Source organism: Pseudomonas sp. AC463 (assembly GCF_979253585.1).
In genome coordinates this window covers 78692-96937 of sequence record NZ_CEEDDZ010000013.1, presented here as the reverse complement: position 1 = coordinate 96937, position 18246 = coordinate 78692, and the positions used below count along the sequence as shown (strand labels likewise).

Sequence of the window (18246 nt, the reverse complement as noted above, 5' to 3'; positions counted from 1 at the left end):
TAACCCTCATACGTGAGCTTGTCTTGCCTCTGGCGAATAACAAACAAGGAAGATTCCCGATGGTCCGCTGCAAATCACCGGTTAACCTGAAAGCCCAAGAGCCCGTCCTGCGTCTCAAGCCTTTGGCCCAGGCCATTGCGTTGTTGATGGTGGCGGGCAACGCCCACGCGGCCACGGCGTTCAGTTCCAGCTGGTTTGCCGACAAAGGCGCGACCCAGGCGGCGACGGCGGCGCGGATCAGTGCCGGGCAGGTGCCGGGGATTCCGACGTTGAACCAGCAGGCGAAGGTCAACCAGCAGTTGGCGCGTTCCATCAGCACCTTGAATACCAGCGTGGCGGCGATTGCCGCGCAGCAGGCGGCGCAGGCCGCTGGGCGCCAGGCCGCGTTCGGCCAGGTCTCGACCATTCCCGATGGCCTCGGCAAGGGCGGCCTGCAGGTCGATAACAGCCTGACCCAGGGCTGGACCAATGCCAAGGGCCCGGTACAGACCCAGGCTGGCGGCAAGACCACGGTGACCATCGAGCAAACCGCCGACAAGGCGATCCTCAATTGGGAGACCTTCAACGTCGGGCGCAACACCAGCGTGGATTTCCAGCAGCAGTCGAGCTGGGCCGTGCTTAACCGCGTCAACGACCCTGATGCACGCCCCAGCGAGATCCAGGGCCAGATCAACGGCGCCGGGACGGTGATGATCATGAACCGCAACGGCGTGGTGTTCAGCGGCACCAGCCAGGTCAACGTGCGTAACCTGGTGGCAGCGGCGGCGAACATCACCGACGAGCAGTTCACCCAGCGCGGCATTTACGTGGACGCCACCGGCACCCAGCCGACCTTCACCGATGCGGCGGGCAAGGTCGAGGTGCAGCGCGGCGCATTGATCCAGACCCACAACCCAGCCACCTCCACCGACGCCGGCGGCTATGCCTTGCTGTTGGGCTCGGAAGTGGAAAACGCCGGCACCATCAACACCGCCAAAGGCCAGACCACCTTGGCTGCCGGCGACAGCTTTTACATCCGCAAGGGCGTCGGCACCACCGGCAATGACCGCTCTACCACGCGCGGCAATGAAGTGGCCACCAGCCTCAAGGCCGGCAGCACCGCAGGCAAAGTCAGCAACACGGGCCTGATCATGGCCGCCACCGGTGACATCACCCTGACCGGGCACCAGGTGCAGCAAAACGGCGTGGCCCTGGCCAGCACCTCGGTGGACACCCGTGGCACCATCCACTTGCTCAACGCCTCCACCGACACCACCGGCAGCGTGACCCTGGGCGAGGGCAGCACCACCGCGATCCTGCTCGACAGCAGCGGCAGCACCGCGCTCAACGGCCAGAAAGACAACGGCCTGATCAAGCTCGACGGCACGCCCGCCAACCTGATCACCGGCCAGTTCAACAACCTCAGCGCCGTGGCCGACCGCACCGACCAATCACGCATCGAAATCGTCAGCGGCGGCACCGTGGACTTCCAGAAAGGCTCGATCACCCTCGCCACGGGCGGCCAGGTGGCGGTCAGCGCGGCCGGGCGCAGCCTGGTGCGCGACGGCGCGATGATCGACGTGTCGGGCGCCGTCGGCGTCAAGGTGTCGATGGAATCCAATAACATCAAGATCAACGTGCAGGGCAATGAGCAGCGCGATGCGCCGGTCAACCGTGACGATGGGCAGTTGATCAACAACGATGTGTGGGTCGACCTGCGTGATCTGGTGTTCGTGCCCGCTGGCACCAACGGCTACGCCACGGACCGCTGGTACACCGCCGGCGGTTTGCTCGAAGTCGGCGGCTACCTCGGCACCCAGGGCCACTCGGTGGGCGAGTGGATGGCCCAGGGCGGCACCGTGACTTTTACCGGCAAGGACGTGGTGACCCAGACCGGCGCGCAGATCAACCTGTCGGGCGGCACCGTGGATGTGCAGGCCGGTTATATCCAGCAGACCTGGCTCAAGGGCCCGGATGGGCGGCTGTACGAGCTGTCCAACGCGCCTGGCGACATCCTCTATTCCGGGATCTACAAAGGCTATGAAGACACCAGCGTGCGCTGGGGCCAGACCGAGTACTACTACAACCCGATGATCGCCAAGCAGCGCCGTTACGAGAGCGGTTACACGGTGGGCCGCGATGCCGGCAAGCTGGTGATCGGTACCACCAGCGCGGTGCTCGAAGGGCAGGTAATCAGCGACGTGTTCCAGGGCGACCGCCAGACCCAGGCGCCGAATATCAACCTCGACGGTTACCAGCAGTCGCAGAAGGCCATGGCCCAGCGCGCGCAGTTGATCATTGGCGGCTACACACCGGTGTACAACAAGACCACCGGCACGCTGCGTTATGCCTTGGGCGCGAACGCGGACGAGGTGTTGATCGAAGGCAGCACGCAGAAAATCGCCGATGGCCTGGACCTCACCACCGCACTGCCGGCGGACCGCCAGGGCAAGATGGTGCTCGACAGCGACCAGCTCAATGGCTACCAACTGGGCGCGATCAAGGTCGCTGGCAAGCAGCAGGTTACCGTCAACGGTGCGCTCAAGGTGGGCGATGGCGGCGATATCACCCTGTTCGGGCGTGGCGTTGCGATCAACGCCAACCTCACGGCCCACGGCGGCAGTATCAATGCGGGCAATATCCTCAGCCAGGTCGACCCGCTTAAAGCCGGTGCCGTGGGTGACACGATCTTCAACGGCGGCGGCACGGTAAACGTCGCCGCCGGGGTCACGCTGGACACCAGCGGGCGTTGGAGCAACCTGCTGCTGGCCCCGACCGACAACAGCGGTGTGGCCTTTGTGAACGGCGGCAAAGTGTCGTTGCGCAGCACGGGCAATGTGAACCTGGTGGCTGGCAGCGTGGTGGACACATCCTCCGGCGGCACCCTCGGCCTGGATGGCAAGCTCAACGGCGGCAAGGGCGGCGATGTGACCTTGGCGTCGCTGAGCACCCTGGGCTTGGACGGCGAGATTCGCGGTTATGGCGTCAGCGGTGGCGGCACCCTGGCGTTGCAGGCGCGCAAGGTGCAGATCGGCGCCAGCGCCACGGCGCCGGATGCAGGTACCGTGCAACTGGCCGGTGACTTCTTCAACAAAGGCTTCTCGGCCTATGACATCACCGGTAATGAAGGGCTGCTGGTCACGGACGGCACCCAGGTCGATGTGACCGCGCCGGTGTATCGCGTGGGCGAACAGACATCGGCGGCCCCCACGGGCAGCGATCCGACCACCGCCCTTGAGCGCTGGACGCCGGCGCTGTACCAGGAAGACGCGAGCAAAGGTGTGCTGACCCAGCGCCGTGGGGCCAGCCTGACCCTGACCGCCGGCAATCTGAATTCCACGGCGGCTGAACTGGCCACCACGGCCTTGAGTGTGGGGCAGGGCGCGGTGATCAGTGTCGACCCCGGCCAGGCCATCAACCTGCGCAGCGTCGGCCAATTGACCATGAACGGCAGCCTCAACGCCTGGGGCGGCAGCGTCAGCCTCGGTGGCCTGACGGCGACGGGTTCGGAAGCGGCCAACGCCGCTGGCCATAGCCGTTCGATCTGGGTGGGTGAAAACGCGCTGATCGATGTGGCGTCGCGTGCGGTCACGGCGGTGAGCAACCGTGGCAATGTCTACGGCCAGGTGCGCAATGGCGGCACGATCAGCATTGGTGGCGACATCAACCTGGCCACCGGTATCGCCAAGGCCAGCGACCTGTTTGTGGTGGTGCGCGACGGCGCCCGCCTGGACGCGTCCGGCGCCCAGGCGTTGCTCGATGTGCCCGGCCAGGGCCGCGTGCCGGTTGCTAGCAACGGTGGCAGCATCAGCTTTGCCTCGAACAACGGCCTGTACCTGGACGGCAGCTTCATTGCCCGTGCGGGTGGCGCAGGTGCGGCGGGCGGCAGCCTGGCCGTGGCCCTGGAAAGCCCGTATTACCTCAAGGCCGGTGTCAACGACAGTGTGCTCAAGGTGCGAGAACTGGTACTCAGCCAGACCCATCAATCCAGCCCCACCGCCAGCCTGGAGTACGGCCATGGCCGCCTCGGCGTGGACCAGATCAGTGCCGGCGGCTTTGACAACCTGGCGCTGCTCAGCAACGGCTTGCTGAGTTTTGACGGTGACGTGTCGTTGGGCATGGGGCAGAGCCTGCGCTTGTACGGCGGCAGCTATAACCTCAGTGAAAACGCGGCGGCCACCTCGCGGGTCAACCTGTCGGCGCCTTACCTGTTGCTGGCCGGCATCCTTGCGCCGGCAGAATCCGGCAAGGAAGCCTACACCCGTGCGGTGCCGGTGCTGCCCAGTTCCTCCGCGCTGGCCACCACGGCGCAGTTCAACGCCAACGCCAACCTGATCGAGGTGCGTGGCAATGTGCTGTTTGGCAACAAGAGCTATCTGTTGCAGCCCGACAACAGCCAGGCCAGCCTTGAACGGCGTGGGTTCGATGATGTGCAATTGACCAGCCAGGGTGACCTGCGCTTCCTGGCCGGTGCTGGCGCGGATGTGATTGCCCAGGGCATCAGCACGCAATTGATGACCGGCGGCGATATGACCCTGCGCGCAGCGCAGCTGTACCCGGCGACTGAAGTGGGCGCGCGGGTCGTCGCAGGTTATTTGGCCGCTGACTATGACCCTACACGTACCCTGACGATCGAACGCGTGGGTGGCACCACGGCGGCAGTCCCTTACTCAGCCTTTGGCCGCTTGCAGTTGGGCGGCCCGACGATCAAGCAAGGGGGTGTGGTGCGTGCACCACTGGGGCTTATCGAAGTGGGCATTCTGAACTCCGACAAGGTCGAATTGCTGCCGGGCAGCATCACCTCGGTGAGTGGCAAGGGGCTGGTATTGCCTTACGGCGGCACGGTGGATGGCCAAGTCTACAAGTACAACGGCAAGACGGTGACGTTCATCGGCCAGGGTGGTGGCAACACGGCTGGCAGCCTGAACGTTGGGGTGGTTCTGGGTGGCCAGTCGGTGGCGGTGCTGCCTGAGGCGACGGTGGATCTGTCCGGCGGTGGCGAACTGCTCGGTGCGGGGTTTATTTCCGGGCGCGGGGGCTCTACGGATGCGCGTTACAACCCGTTGGTACAGTTCGGGGCGAATGGAGGGTTTGTGCTGCCTGGCCTGGGCACCAACCCGATCTATGCGATTGTGCCGGGCGTGCAGCCGGGTTATGCCCCCGTGGCGCCGGAAGGCGGCGCGGTCGACCCGCTGATCGGCCAGCAGATCACCATTGGCGCCGGCGTGCCGGGCTTGGCTGCCGGCACTTACACCCTGATGCCGTCGACCTATGCGCTGATGCCAGGCGCTTTCCGGGTTGAAATCAATGGCCTGGCCGGGCTTGGCGCCGACGGTGTGACCCAGGCGTTGCGCAATGGCTCATGGGCCACGGCCGGGCGCTTGTCCATCGCCAATACCGGCATCAGCAACAGTACAGCCAGCCAGGTGATCCTCACGTCGGCGGATACATTGCGCCGCTACTCCCAATACAACGAAACCGGTTACGCGCAATTCGCCCTAGCCGATGCCGCGAGGCTGGGTGTGCCCCGCGCTCTGCTGCCAGTGGATGCCAAGACCTTGCAACTGGCCTTGCGGCCGGGCGCGGGTGCGGATGCCTTTTCGTTCCAGGGCATCGGTCGCTTCGAGGCGGCTGACGGCGGTTACGGCGGTACCGTATCGCTGATTAACGCAGAAAGGGGCGTGTTAGGGCGCGATATCGAAATTGTCGCGCCAGGCAAAGCGGCTACCGGCGGTTTCAGAGGCATTACGCTGGATGCCGACAGCCTCAATGCAATGGGCGCCGCCCGCCTGCTGATCGGTGGAATGACCTATGTCATTTACGGCCAGGGTGGCAACTACATCAACCTCCCCAGCAGTATCACCAGTTCCATCGTCCTGCGCGAGGGTGCGAACCTGGCGGCACCGGAGGTCATGCTGCTGACCTCTACGGGCAACATAGCGGTCGAACAAGGCGCCTCGATCAACACCATCGGCCAGGGCAAGGCCAGCTACGACGCACGTGACGGGTTTATCTACAACCTGACCAATGTGCTGGCGGTGTCCAACGGTTTGCTCAACGTTGTCGCCGCACCGTCAACGGGCGGTAATGTGAGTGGGGGCATCCAGCTGGGCGCGTGCAACAGCGCACCCTGCAGTGGGCAAACGGCCCTGTATTCCGAAGGCAGCATCGTCGCCTTGACCGACAGCACACTGCAGATGGGCGATGCGGTGCGTTATGGCACCCGCCACCTGAATCTGGGGGTGTCCAGCATCAACGTCGGCAGCCCCGAAGCCCTGGCCGATGCCGCCGCCAACAATCGCCTGCCGGTGGGGATGACCCTCAGCCAGCAACTGCTGGAGCGCCTGCTGCGCGGTGATACCCAATTCGGCGCGCCGGCCCTGGAGACCCTGCAACTGTCGGCGCGCGACAGCTTCAACTTCTACGGCACAAGCACCCTGGACACCTATGACGCGGTGACCGGCAAGTCGTTGCTGAGCAACTTGATGCTGTCCACCCCGGCGATCTACGGCGCCGGCGGCGCGAATGACGTGGCGACTATCCACACCGCCAACCTGATCTGGCAGGGCGCCGTGGCGCCGCCTGTGGCAGCAGTGACCGGCGGTGCCGGCACCGGCAGCGGGCGCCTGGACATCAACGCCGAGCGTATCGAGTTCGGCTACGGCGACTTTGCCCAACCGAGCACCACCAAGACCTTTGACCGCCTGGCGCTGGGTTTTGCCAACGTCAACCTGAATGCCAGCGAGCGCATCACCGCCAACCACAAAGGCAGCCTGTCGGTGTACCAGAGCCAGGGCGCCTACGACGCGATAAAGGGCTTTGCCTACAGCGGCGGCAACCTGAATATCCTCACGCCGCTGATGACCGGTGAAGCCGGTTCGGTGAATAAAATCACGGCCGGTGGCGCCATCGATGTGAGCGCATCGGCCGGCGCGGTGGGCAAGGTCGACGGTATCGGCGCCGAGTTGTCGTTGCAGGGCGACAGCATTCGCCTGGCCAGCGCGGTGGTGCTGCCCAGCGGTAAAGTCACCCTGGGCGCCCGTGGCGACGTGGTGCTGACCGATGCCGCCTCGATTGATGTGGCCGGTCGGGCCCTTGCCTTCAACGACCTGACCAAGTACAGCGCGGGTGGCGAGGTGTTGCTGGAGAGCCGCGCGGGCAATGTGCAACAGGCGGCTGGCTCGACCATCGACCTGTCGGCGCAATTCAACCAGGCCGGCCGGTTGCGCGCAGTGGCGGTGGACAGCGCGGCGGGGACAGTCGACCTGGCGGGCAAGATCGTTGCCGGCAGCAGCGGTTACTACGATGCTGGCGGCACCCTGGTGCCGTACCTGGCCGGTGCGGTGGAGATCCAGGCCCAGCACCTGGGTGGCAGCGGCACCCTCAACGACCAATTTGCCGCGCTGAACCAGCGCCTCAACCAGGGTCAGGTGTTCGGCGCGCGCAGCTTCCAGCTCAAGCAGGGCGACTTGACCATCGGCAGTGGCGTCAAGGCCAACAGCATCAACGTCTCGATCGACAACGGCAGCCTGCGCGTGACCGGCCTGGTGGACGCCAGCGGCGAGCGCATCGGCAGCATCAACCTGGCCGCCAAGAATGGCCTGACCCTGGACGGCAGCGCCGTGCTCAATGCCCATGGCACGCAACTGCGCGTGGACAGCTACGGCAAGATCATCGACTCACCGAACCGCGCCACCGTAGTCCTCAGCTCGGGCCAGGGCCAGTTGACCCTGGCCGATGGCGTGCACATCGACCTGCGCCATGGCACCGACGCTGCGACCAGCGACGGGCGCCCGCGTGGCACCCTGGAACTCAACGCGCCGCGCCTGGGTGGCAATGACATCGCCATTGACGCCAGTGGGCAGTTGACGATCCAGGGCGCGCGGTCGATCGCCCTCAACGGCATGATCACCTATGACGACGCCCCGACCAAAACCGATGAAACGCCGAATGGGCGTCCCTACCAGGTGATTGATCAGGACTACCTCAAGAAGGTTGTCGATCCTGCTAACACGGCGTTCATCAACGCCGCCCGCGCGAATAACAACCTGGTGCAAAACAAGCTGGCCGGCCTGAACAACGCCACCTACGGCGATACGTTCCATCTGCGCCCTGGGGTAGAGATCATCAGCAAAACCGCGGACGGCGACCTGGTGGTGCAGGGCGATCTGGACCTGTCCGGCTATCGCTACGCCAGCCTTAAATCCACCGCCTTGACCGAAGCCGGTAGCCTGACCCTGCGTGCCGGTGGCGACCTGAATATCTACGGCAGCATCAACGACGGCTTCGCGGCGCCGCTCGAGACGGACGATGACAATGGCTGGGTACTGCGCGCCGGTATCGACTACACCGGCGGCACGGTGGTGGTGCCGGGCAGTGGCGTGACGCTGGAAGCGGGCACTGTGTTTCCAGCCGGTGCGGCGCTTAATTTTGATGTGCTGACCCAGGCGCTGTTTATGCAGGCGGGCACCCGGTTTCCGGTCGCGGCAACGCTCAGCCAACCGCTGGTGCTGCCGGCCGGTACGGTATTGGCGGCCGCCGTGCGGGATGCGTCGGGCAATGTGCTGTTCGCGGCGGGCACTCTGTTGAGCCAGAGTGAAACCCTCGCCATCGGCAGCAAGCTGGATGCTGGCACCTTGCTGAGCATTTCGGCCAATATCGACGGGCTGATCTGGCCCAAAGGGGTTCCTTTGGTCAGCAACGTCACGCTGGCCGTCAGCACAGTGCTGCCCCGGGGAGCCTTGTTGCCGTCGGGTACCAACGTCAAGTTGCCGGGTGGCGTGGAGTCGGTGCAACTGCGGGTTGCCGACGCCGGTCGCCAGGGCAAGAACTGGGCGATTGCGCCGATGCTGGAGGAAGGTTCGCAGTCGTGGTCGCTGCGCCTGGTGGCCGGTGCTGATACGCAAGCGGCGGATAGTCGCCTGCTGCAGCCGCTCCCGGTGAGCGGTAATCTGCGCCTCGCCGACAGTCACTATGGGATGTTTGGAGTGCCCGGCGCGGGCGCCACAATTGTATGGAGCGAGGAGGGCGCCATCGAATGGCTTGGCGACAGCGGCATGGCGGGACAACCGATTGACTTCGATAACGAAGCGTACCCCGGCATGTGTGATGAATACCCGATGTTTTGCGTTACGCAGGGGGGCGGCACAAGCTATCTGGCCGGGGGCAGTACCCGTTTCAGTGTGATACGCACGGGGGCGGCGGACCTGGAATTACTGGCGGCCGGAAACCTGAGTATGGAGTCGCTGTTCGGTGTCTACACCGCTGGCAGTTCATCCAGCGCCACCTCGGCCAATGACCCGTACAACCTCAAACGCGCCTTGGGCAGCAATAACAAGGTGCTGGGCAATGCCCAGGGCAACAATGAGCAACTGGTCAATGGCGAACCGGGCAGCCTGTATCGTGCCTGGTACCCGGATACGGGGGGCAATTTACTGCTGAAAGTGGGTGGCGACCTGACGGGCAATGTCACCAGCCCGTCACTGATTGGCGCCGGGCGCCCGGTAGCTGTCGATTTGGGTCAGGATTCGGCCAACGTCGGCAATTGGTTGTGGCGCCAGGGCGATGGTAACGCGCAAGCCACTGCCTGGTGGATCAACTTTGGCTCCTATGTCTCAAGCCTGGGTGCCGACCAGATGGTCGGCTTCACCGGCTTTGGCACCCTGGGCGGCGGCAACCTCAATGTTGATGTAGGCGGCGATGCAGGGCTTATCCGCCCAGTGTCGTCAACCCCTCAAAACGTCAGCCCCCGCAGCCAGGGCGTGGTACTCGCAGTCGGCAGCACTGGCCGGGTCGCGGCCGACGGCAGCGTACAGCTGACCGGTGGCGGCGATTTGAACCTGCGGGTCGGCGGCGCCATCAACCCAGCCAGCCAGACCTTCACCGGCCACCTCAACGGCGCACTGGTGAACCTGCGTGGGCATGTGCAGTTGACCGGTGGCGCCCTTGGCAGCCTGACCTTGCGTTACGGTAACCAGCTCAGAGACCAGAGCCCCAGCGAAGTGCGGGCCTACGATCCGTTGCGTTCCACCTCCGCCGCCGCGGCGGGTGGTTTGAGCCTGCTGCCGGGCGACGCAACCTTCAGTCTCTCCACCCGGGGCGACCTGGTGTTGCAGGACGTCGCCGACCCAGGGCGCGCGCCGCAAATGAATGCCTTGGCTTATGTCAACGGTGGGGTCAATGGGATCGGGCAAAGCTGGTTCAGCCTGTGGACCGACCACACGGCGGTGGACCTGTTCTCCGCTGGCGGCAACCTCACGCCGCTGACCGAGACCCTGGAAACCGATATGGCCGCGGTCTATCCCGCCACATTGCGGGCGGTCGCCGCCAACGGCAGCCTGTATTACGGGCGTGCCTCGAGTTTCAATACCAACTCGGTGGCACCGCTCAAAGCCTTGGTGCTGGCACCCTCGGCCAACGGGCAATTGGAGTTGCTGGCGGGCGATTCGATCTATGGCGGCGACCTGACCATCAGCCGCTCCAGCGCTACCCCGGATAGCCTGGCCTCGATCCTGCGTCCGGCCTTCCTTGGTTTTCTGAGCGATCGCAACCCGGTAACGGGCAGCGGTAACCTGTCCAGCGACGGCAGCACTGCGCTTTTCGGACGATCGCCGCTGTTTGCCTTTGGCCCCAACACGGCCAGCACGGCCTGGGGTGAAAACCTGGAGCCTGCACGCTTCTATGCCTTGAGTGGTGACCTGCTGGGGGTCAACAGTGGGCGGGCGATCACCATTACGACCGCCGTTGATCCGCGTTTTGGGCAAACCTACTATGAAGGCGCCGGCCCGGTATGGATGCTGGCCGGTCGCGACATCGTCAGCAGCGGCACACCACTCAGTGGCGCCGAGGGCGGTGTATCGACCACGGGCGCCTATTCCATCACCGGCAACCTGTTCGTACACAACAGCCCCACCGACATCTCCATCGCCAGCGCCGGGCGCGACATTCTCTACAGCAGTTTCAACGTGGCCGGCCCGGGCACCCTGGAGCTGTCGGCAGGGCGCAACATCCAGATGGAAGACAAGGTCGGGGTCAACAGCCTCGGCGCAGTCGCGGCCGGCGACAACCGTCCCGGCGCGAGCATTGTGATGCAAGCCGGCGTCGGCCCCAACGGCCCGGATTACCTGCGTTTTGTCGAGGCTTACCTCGACCCCGCCAACCTGGCCCAACCGGGCGAATCGTTGCAGGGCAGCAAGGTAGCCAAGACCTACGAAAACGAACTGGTCGGCTGGCTTGCCGAGCGCTTCGGGTTTGTCGGCAACAGCGAACAGGCGCGGGCCTACTACGCGGCGCTGCCGGCCCAGCAGCAACGGGTCTTCGCCCGTGACGTGTACTTTGCCGAACTCAAGGCCGCCGGCCGCGAGTACAACCAGGACGGCAGCGTGCGCCAGGGCAGTTACCTGCGTGGGCGTGACGCTATCGCGGCGTTGTTCCCGAGCACCGATGTGGCCGGCAACCCGATCACCTACAAAGGCGATATCACGATGTTCGGCGGTGCCGGTGTGCACACCAACTTCGGCGGCTCGATCCAGATGCTCACCCCGGGCGGCCGCCAGACCTTTGGCATCGAAGGCGCGGCGCCACCGTCCACGGCGGGTGTGATCACCCAGGGCGCCGGCGATATCCAGCTGTACTCCCTGGGCAGCATCTTGCTGGGCCAGAGCCGCATCATGACCACCTTCGGCGGTTCGATCATGGGCTGGACCAGCGAAGGTGACATCAACGCCGGGCGGGGCTCCAAGACCACCGTGGTGTACACGCCGCCCAAGCGTGTCTATGACAACTGGGGCAATGTGGGGCTGTCGCCGTCGGTGCCGAGCACCGGCGCGGGGATCGCCACGCTCAACCCGATTCCGGAAGTGCCGGCGGGGGATATCGACCTGATCGCACCGTTGGGCACTATCGATGCGGGCGAGGCGGGCATTCGCGTGTCAGGCAACGTCAACATCGCCGCCTTGCGCGTGGTGAACGCGGCGAATATCCAGACCCAGGGCAAGTCGTCCGGGGTGCCGGTATCGGCCACGGTCAACACCGGCGCCATGAGCTCGGCCAGTGCGGCCGGGGCGGCAGCGTCCCAGGCGGCGGAAGACGCGGCGCGCAGCCAGCAGGCGGCAGCCAGGCAGGGCCGGCCGTCGATCATGACCGTGGAAGTGCTGAGCCTGGGCACCGAGCCCTTGCCCCAAACCCCGGCGCCGCAACAGAAAACCTCGGGCTACAACCCCAACAGCCCGGTGCAGGTACTCGGCGCCGGGCCATTGAGCGAGCAGGCGCGGGCGCGGTTGACGGATGAGGAGCGCAAGCAGATCAGTTTGTAAGGACCTCTCGATGTACATTCGGGGCGATCAATCGCCTGCGTTCGGCCAGTGTGTTTGACGGGGCGATTCGAGATCAAAATCAAAAGCCGGCGGCCTTAAATCCGACCGGTTTTGCATGTTGGAACTCGGTTAAAAAATGTGGGAGGGGGCTTGCCCCCGATGGCAGTGTGTCAGCTAGAAATTTATTAGCTGACACACCCTCATCGGGGGCAAGCCCCCTCCCACATTTGACACATATATCAGATAGGTATCGGCCGGCTTTTGCTTTGCTTTGCTTTGCTTTGCTTTGGCTTGTGATCTTGATCTCAGGCGCCCCGTTAACCACGCTGGCCGAAAACAGGTAGTACGGAGCGGGTAAACCGGCAGGACGCAGGTTTAGCCGCGACGGGGCAGGGACGCCCCGTCGCGGCGGCCCGCTGCGTAGTACCTGTTTTCGGGCATACCGAGCCTAGGCGAGGTACCGAGTGGTGGGGCAAGAGCCCTTTGCTTACTTTGGGGCTTTTCCAAAGTGAGTCGCCGTAAGGGCGAAACCATAAGCTGCCATCACCCAAATAACGGATAAACCCCCATCAACCCCGAGCAAAAATGAAGCTTTCATGACAAAAGTTCGGTAGCCCAAGGCCACTCCCGTCTCTCCTGTGTAACGCGATTGACAACGTCAGCACGACGTCCAAATCAACCGCCAGCAGGATGCCAGGAGTGGGGCGATGGGAACTATGGAACGTTACTCGAAAGTCGGCATGCAGGAGCTCGACCAGCGCCTGTCAAAGATCGTCGAAGCGGCGCGCAAGAAGCCGGTGTCGGTCTATCGCTATGGCGCACCGTGGGTGTGGATCGTCTCCCAGGACGATTGGCAAGGCGCCTTGAAGGAAGTCTCAAGCTACATCCCGGCGGGCCATTCCCTGGTGCTGCTGCGCCCGCAGATCGACGAGGTACTCGACCAGCATCGCGACTGGCTGGCAGCCGAAGCCTCGATGTCGATCGCACCACAGACCGTGTTGCAGATCCTCCTGCTGCAGCTGTTGTATTCCGTGCCCAGCGAACAGCAACTGCATGAACAGCTCAACTACAACCTGCTGTTTCGCTGGTTCGTCGGCCTGGACCTGAACCAGAAGGTCTGGAGCATCCACGTACTCACCCGCGACATCGCCACGCTGCTGGACAACCCGCGCGCGGTGCACCTTATCCAGAAAATCATCGGTGACGTGTTTTGTGGCGCCTTGCTGCACATGCCGGAGTTCTCCTTGAACTTCGCGCTGTTGCACACCTGGCTGGCCCGGCACGGCAGCACCTCGATATCCAGCAATTGAGCAGGCCGTACGCCGTACACACGGCGACGCATAAAAATACAAGGTCAGGGGGCGGTGTGGAGCATCTGTTCAAATTAACGTTGGCGCTGTGTTGCGTGACGCTGGGGAGCTGGACGCAAACCGCGCTGGCCGAAGAGGAAGCGCCGCGCAAGGTCGACGTCAACGAGTACTTCGTGCGCGGCAATACCGTGCTCGACGCGGCGACGATCGAAGAAGCGGTGTACCCGTTTCTCGGGCCGCAAAAGACCCTGGGCGATATCGAAGGCGCCCGTGATGCGCTGCAGAAAATCTACCAGGCACGCGGTTACCAGTCGGTGTTTGTCGAGCTGCCGGAGCAGAAGGTCGATGACGGCATCGTCTACCTGCAGGTCAGCGAAACCAAGGTCGGCCGCGTGCGTGTGGTGGGTGCCAAGCATTACTCGCCGGTGGAGATCCGCGAGCAAGTGCCGGGCCTGGAGGAGGGCACGGTGCCGGACTTCGCCACGGTGCAAACCCAGCTCGCCGGCCTCAACCGTGGGGCCGGGCGCCAGGTTACGCCGCTGGTGCGTGAAGGCCAGCGCCCAGGCACCATGGATGTGGATCTGCAGGTCGAGGACCAGAACCCCTGGCACGCCAGCATCGGCCTGAACAACGACTACAGCGCCGACACCGAGAAGCTGCGCTCGGTCGCGACCCTCGGCTACGACAACCTCTGGCAACTGGGCCACAGCATTTCCCTGACCTACTTCACCGCGCCCCAGGACACCGAGAATGCCAAGGTCTGGTCGGGCTCCTACACCGCGCCGCTGAACGAGCGCTGGAGCCTGCAGTTCTCCGGGTACCAGTCCGACAGCAATATCGCCACCATCGGCGGCAGCAACGTGCTGGGCAAGGGCCATTCCTACGGTGTGGCGGCGATCTACAGCCTGCCGGCCGCCGGTAACTGGGCCAATTCGTTTTCGTTCGGCATCGACTTCAAGGATTTCGACGAAGAGATGAAGTTCGGTTCCAGCAGCGACCAGGTGCCGCTCAAGTACGCGCCGTTCAACGTCGGCTACAACGGCTATCGCTACACCGAGCAATCGCAACTGGGCCTGGGCTTGAACCTGATCGTCGGCACGCGTGCGTTCTTCGGCTACGGCAGCGACGCCGAGGAGTTCGACTACAAGCGCTACAAGGCCAGCGCCAGTTTTGCCGTGCTCAAGGGCGACCTGAATTACACCTACACCTTCGCCAACGATTGGCAGTCCGCCTCCAAGGCCGGCTTCCAGTTGGCCTCGGGACCGCTGGTGTCCAACGAGCAATATTCCGCCGGCGGCGCCACCTCGGTGCGCGGCTACCTGGCGGCCGAGCGCACGGGGGACGAAGGGTATCTGCTGTCCCAGGAATTGCGCACCCCGTCGCTCGCCAAGTTCCTCGGCAGTTACGTGCAGGAGTGGCGCTTCTATGCCTTCGCCGAAGGCGCACGCATGCGCCTGCACGACCCGCTGCCCGAGCAGGAAGACGAATACAGCCTGGCCAGTGTCGGCCTGGGCACCCGCGCCAGTTTGAGCAAATGGTTGTCCGGCAGCCTGGATTGGGGCTACCCGCTGCTCGATGGACCGAACACCCAGAAACAGGACTCGCGACTGCACTTCAGTGTGCAGGCGACTTTCTGACTTTTTCTCCCGGAGATTTCACCCATGCAACGCCTAATCCTGAGCCTGTTGATCTGCCTGGGCTTCGCGCTCCCGGCCACCGCCCATGCCTGGTGGCAAGACGACTGGCACTACCGCAAGCAGATCTCGGTAGACACCACCGCCCAAGGCGCGGCGATCAGCCAGGCCCTGGGCCGCACCGCGCTGCTGGTGCGCCTGCACACCGGCAATTTCACCTTTGACGGGGTCAAGGACGACGGCAGCGACCTGCGCTTTGTGAGCGCCGACGACAAGATCGTGTTCAACCACCAGATCGAAAGCTTCGACCCGTTGATGGGCATGGCGCTGATCTGGGTGGATGTGCCCAAGGTCGAAGGCGGCCAGCGCCAGGACCTGTGGATGTACTACGGCAACCAGAAAGCGCCGGCCACGGCCAACGGCCAGCTGACCTTTGATCCGAACTACACCGCGCTCTACCACTTTGACGGCGCCAACGGCACACCGGCACGGGACACCACGGCCTACGCCAACACCTCGGTGAACGCTACCGGCGCCAGCATCGACGGCGTGATCGGCCGTGCCTTGCAGTTCAGCGGCCAGCCGTTGCTGCTGCCGGCCAGTCCGTCGCTGCAACATGCCGCCGGTGGTGCGTTCACCGCCAGTGCCTGGCTGCGGCTGGACCAGGCCAGTGGCGAGCAAGTGCTGCTGGCCCGCCGCGACGGTCCCCATAGCCTGTTACTGGGGCTGAACCAGGGCATGCCGTTTATTGAAGTCGACGGCCAGCGCGCCGTGTCGACCCAGCCGCTGAACCCCGGCCAATGGCAGCACCTGGCATTCACTGCCGAGGGCGAAAAAATCACCCTGTATGTGAACGGCCGCGAAACCGCGACCCTCGCCGTGGCCCTGCCGGCGTTCAATTCGCAACTGGCGGTCGGCGCCGACTTGCCGGACACCGCCAGCACGCACCTGCCATTCGCCGGCGCCATCGATGAGCTGCGCCTGTCCAAGGTCGCACGCCCGGCCGCACTGTTGCTGGCCGACGCGAGTGCCCAGGGCGCCGAGTCGAAACTGGTGGCCTACGGCGTCGATGAAGAACAGTCGGGCTTCGGTTTCGGCAGCCTGGGCTTCCTGCTCAACGCCGTGCCGGTGGACGCCTGGGTAATCATCCTGGTGCTGGTGGCGATGATGTTCCAGTCGTGGGTGATCATGCTGCGCAAGAACCGCCAGGTCAGCCGCGTGAGCAGTGCCAACGAGATCTTCCGCGAGCACTTTGCGCAGATCGGTACGCGCCTGGAGATGTACGCCGACGACGCGCAACTGGGCGAACGCCTGACCCATTCCTCGCTGTGGCGCCTGTACCTAGTGGCGGTGAAGGAGATCCGCACCCGCCGCGCCCAGGGCGCCGACACCTCGTCGGTGTCGGCCGCCACCATCGAAGCCATTCGCTGCTCCATGGACGGTGTGCGCACCCGCGAAAACCAGCAGCTCAGTTCCAAACTCTCGACCCTGTCCAACGCCATCGCCGGCGGCCCGTACATCGGCCTGCTCGGCACGGTACTGGGGATCATGGTGGTGTTCCTCGGCACGGCCATGGCCGGTGACGTCAACATCAACGCCATCGCCCCGGGCATGGCGGCGGCCTTGCTGGCCACGGCCATGGGCCTGTTCGTCGCGATCCCCGCGCTGTTTGGCTACAACCGCCTGATCACGCGCAACAAGGAAGTCAGCGCGGATATGCGCGTGTTCGTCGACGAGTTCATCACCCGCCTGGCGGAGATGCACGGCGAGAGCCAGCACAGCGAAGCCGCGCACCGCCGCGAGCATCACGCCGCGGTTCCGGCCTGAGGAGAATCACCATGGCTTCCGTAAATGCCTCCCACGACGATGACGATGACGCCGCCGTCGACAGTATCAACATCACGCCCCTGGTGGACGTGCTGATGGTGGTGCTGGTGATGTTCATCCTCACTGCCACCGCCCAGGTCTCGGGCATCCAGATTCACCTGCCCAAGGCCAGCGCCTCGGTGTCGTTGTCGGAGGCCAAGACCAAGGCCATCTCCGTGAATGACGGCGGCCAGGTGTTCCTCGACGCCTACCCGGTGACGCTCGGCGAGCTGGAAGAGCGCCTGCGTATCGAGAAAGCGCTGAACCCGGATTTCCCGGTGATCGTGCGCGGCGACGCGATGGTGCAGTACCAGAAGGTGATCGAAGTACTCGACTTGCTGCGTCGGCTGGAGCTGTCCCAGGTCGGGCTGGTCACCGGCAAACCGAGCCAGGACTGAGCCATGACCGCACAGATCCCGATCACGCCGTTGCCCGTGAACAAGAAACCACCGTTGCGCCCGCTGAAGTGGGGCGCCGGCCTGTTACTGGGCGCGGTGGCGGCCTGGTTTTTGTGGCAGTGGGCCAATGACATGAGTGGCGTGCGCCGTGAAGCGCCCAAGGTGCCGACGATTATTCCGTTGCCGCCGCCGCCGCCACCACCGCCGGAGAAACCCAAGGAGCCCGAGCCGCAGGTCGAAGAAAAAGTCCCCGAGCCGGTGCCCAGCCCCGAACCCGAAGAGGTTAAACCGGCCGAGGAAGCACCGCCTTCGCCTAACGAAGACTTGGCCAACCCGATGCAGATCGACGGCGACGCCCAGTCCGGCAATGACGGTTTCAACATCGGCGCCGGCAAGGGCGGCGGCATGGCTGGCAGCGGTGGCGGCGGTTTGGGCACCGGCACTTACAAACAGTATTTGGCCGGTACCTACCAGCGCCTGATGCGTGAGGACCCGGAGCTGCGCAAGAAGGCGTTTTCGATACAGATAGACCTGTGGCTGGGCGCCGAAGGCGAGGTCACCAAGGCAGTGGTGGCCAAGTCCAGCGGCGATGCCGAGACCGACGCCCAGATGCTCGCCCTGGTGCGTGCGCCACGTGCCACCCAGAAACCTCCGGCGTCGATGACGCTGCCCGTGCGCTTGGCCCTCAAGGGCCGGCGTCCGGATTGATCCTTGGTTTTTTCAACGGTTTTTTACAGGAGTTGCG

At 64.4% G+C, this 18246-nt stretch carries 6 protein-coding genes; all 6 read left to right on the top strand.

Going from position 1 to position 18246, the window contains the following annotated elements:
- The first annotated feature begins 59 nt into the window (after positions 1-59).
- The 6 genes from AC0IYH_RS17640 (at position 60) to AC0IYH_RS17615 (ending at position 18209) form a co-directional block, all read left to right on the top strand.
- Positions 60-12293 (top strand): filamentous haemagglutinin family protein, encoded by a 12234-nt coding sequence (locus AC0IYH_RS17640; RefSeq protein ID WP_471835437.1) that lies wholly within the window; start codon positions 60-62, stop codon positions 12291-12293.
- Between the two features lie 716 nt (positions 12294-13009).
- Entirely contained in the window at positions 13010-13603 is a 594-nt protein-coding gene (locus AC0IYH_RS17635; protein ID WP_471835558.1) for a transposase, read from the top strand.
- A 56-nt stretch (positions 13604-13659) separates the two neighbouring features.
- Complete coding sequence (locus AC0IYH_RS17630; protein WP_471835435.1) at positions 13660-15240, top strand: ShlB/FhaC/HecB family hemolysin secretion/activation protein; 1581 nt, start codon at positions 13660-13662, stop codon at positions 15238-15240.
- Between the two features lie 24 nt (positions 15241-15264).
- The gene (locus AC0IYH_RS17625) at positions 15265-17064 is read left to right on the top strand and encodes a DUF2341 domain-containing protein (RefSeq protein ID WP_471835434.1); all 1800 of its coding nucleotides are present in this window, start codon (positions 15265-15267) and stop codon (positions 17062-17064) included.
- 11 nt (positions 17065-17075) lie between these two features.
- Positions 17076-17501, top strand: coding sequence for an ExbD/TolR family protein (locus AC0IYH_RS17620; RefSeq protein WP_471835433.1), 426 nt, complete (start codon positions 17076-17078; stop codon positions 17499-17501).
- A 3-nt stretch (positions 17502-17504) separates the two neighbouring features.
- Entirely contained in the window at positions 17505-18209 is a 705-nt protein-coding gene (locus AC0IYH_RS17615) for an energy transducer TonB family protein (protein ID WP_471835431.1), read from the top strand.
- Positions 18210-18246: the final 37 nt, after the last annotated feature.

Bases quoted from the DNA above. Each gene is read 5' to 3' on its own strand.
- AC0IYH_RS17620 (WP_471835433.1), top strand. From the start codon at position 17,076: ATGGCTTCCGTAAATGCCTCCCACGACGATGACGATGACGCCGCCGTC.
- AC0IYH_RS17625 (WP_471835434.1), top strand. From the start codon at position 15,265: ATGCAACGCCTAATCCTGAGCCTGTTGATCTGCCTGGGCTTCGCGCTC.
- AC0IYH_RS17640 (WP_471835437.1), top strand. From the start codon at position 60: ATGGTCCGCTGCAAATCACCGGTTAACCTGAAAGCCCAAGAGCCCGTC.
- AC0IYH_RS17615 (WP_471835431.1), top strand. From the start codon at position 17,505: ATGACCGCACAGATCCCGATCACGCCGTTGCCCGTGAACAAGAAACCA.
- AC0IYH_RS17635 (WP_471835558.1), top strand. From the start codon at position 13,010: ATGGAACGTTACTCGAAAGTCGGCATGCAGGAGCTCGACCAGCGCCTG.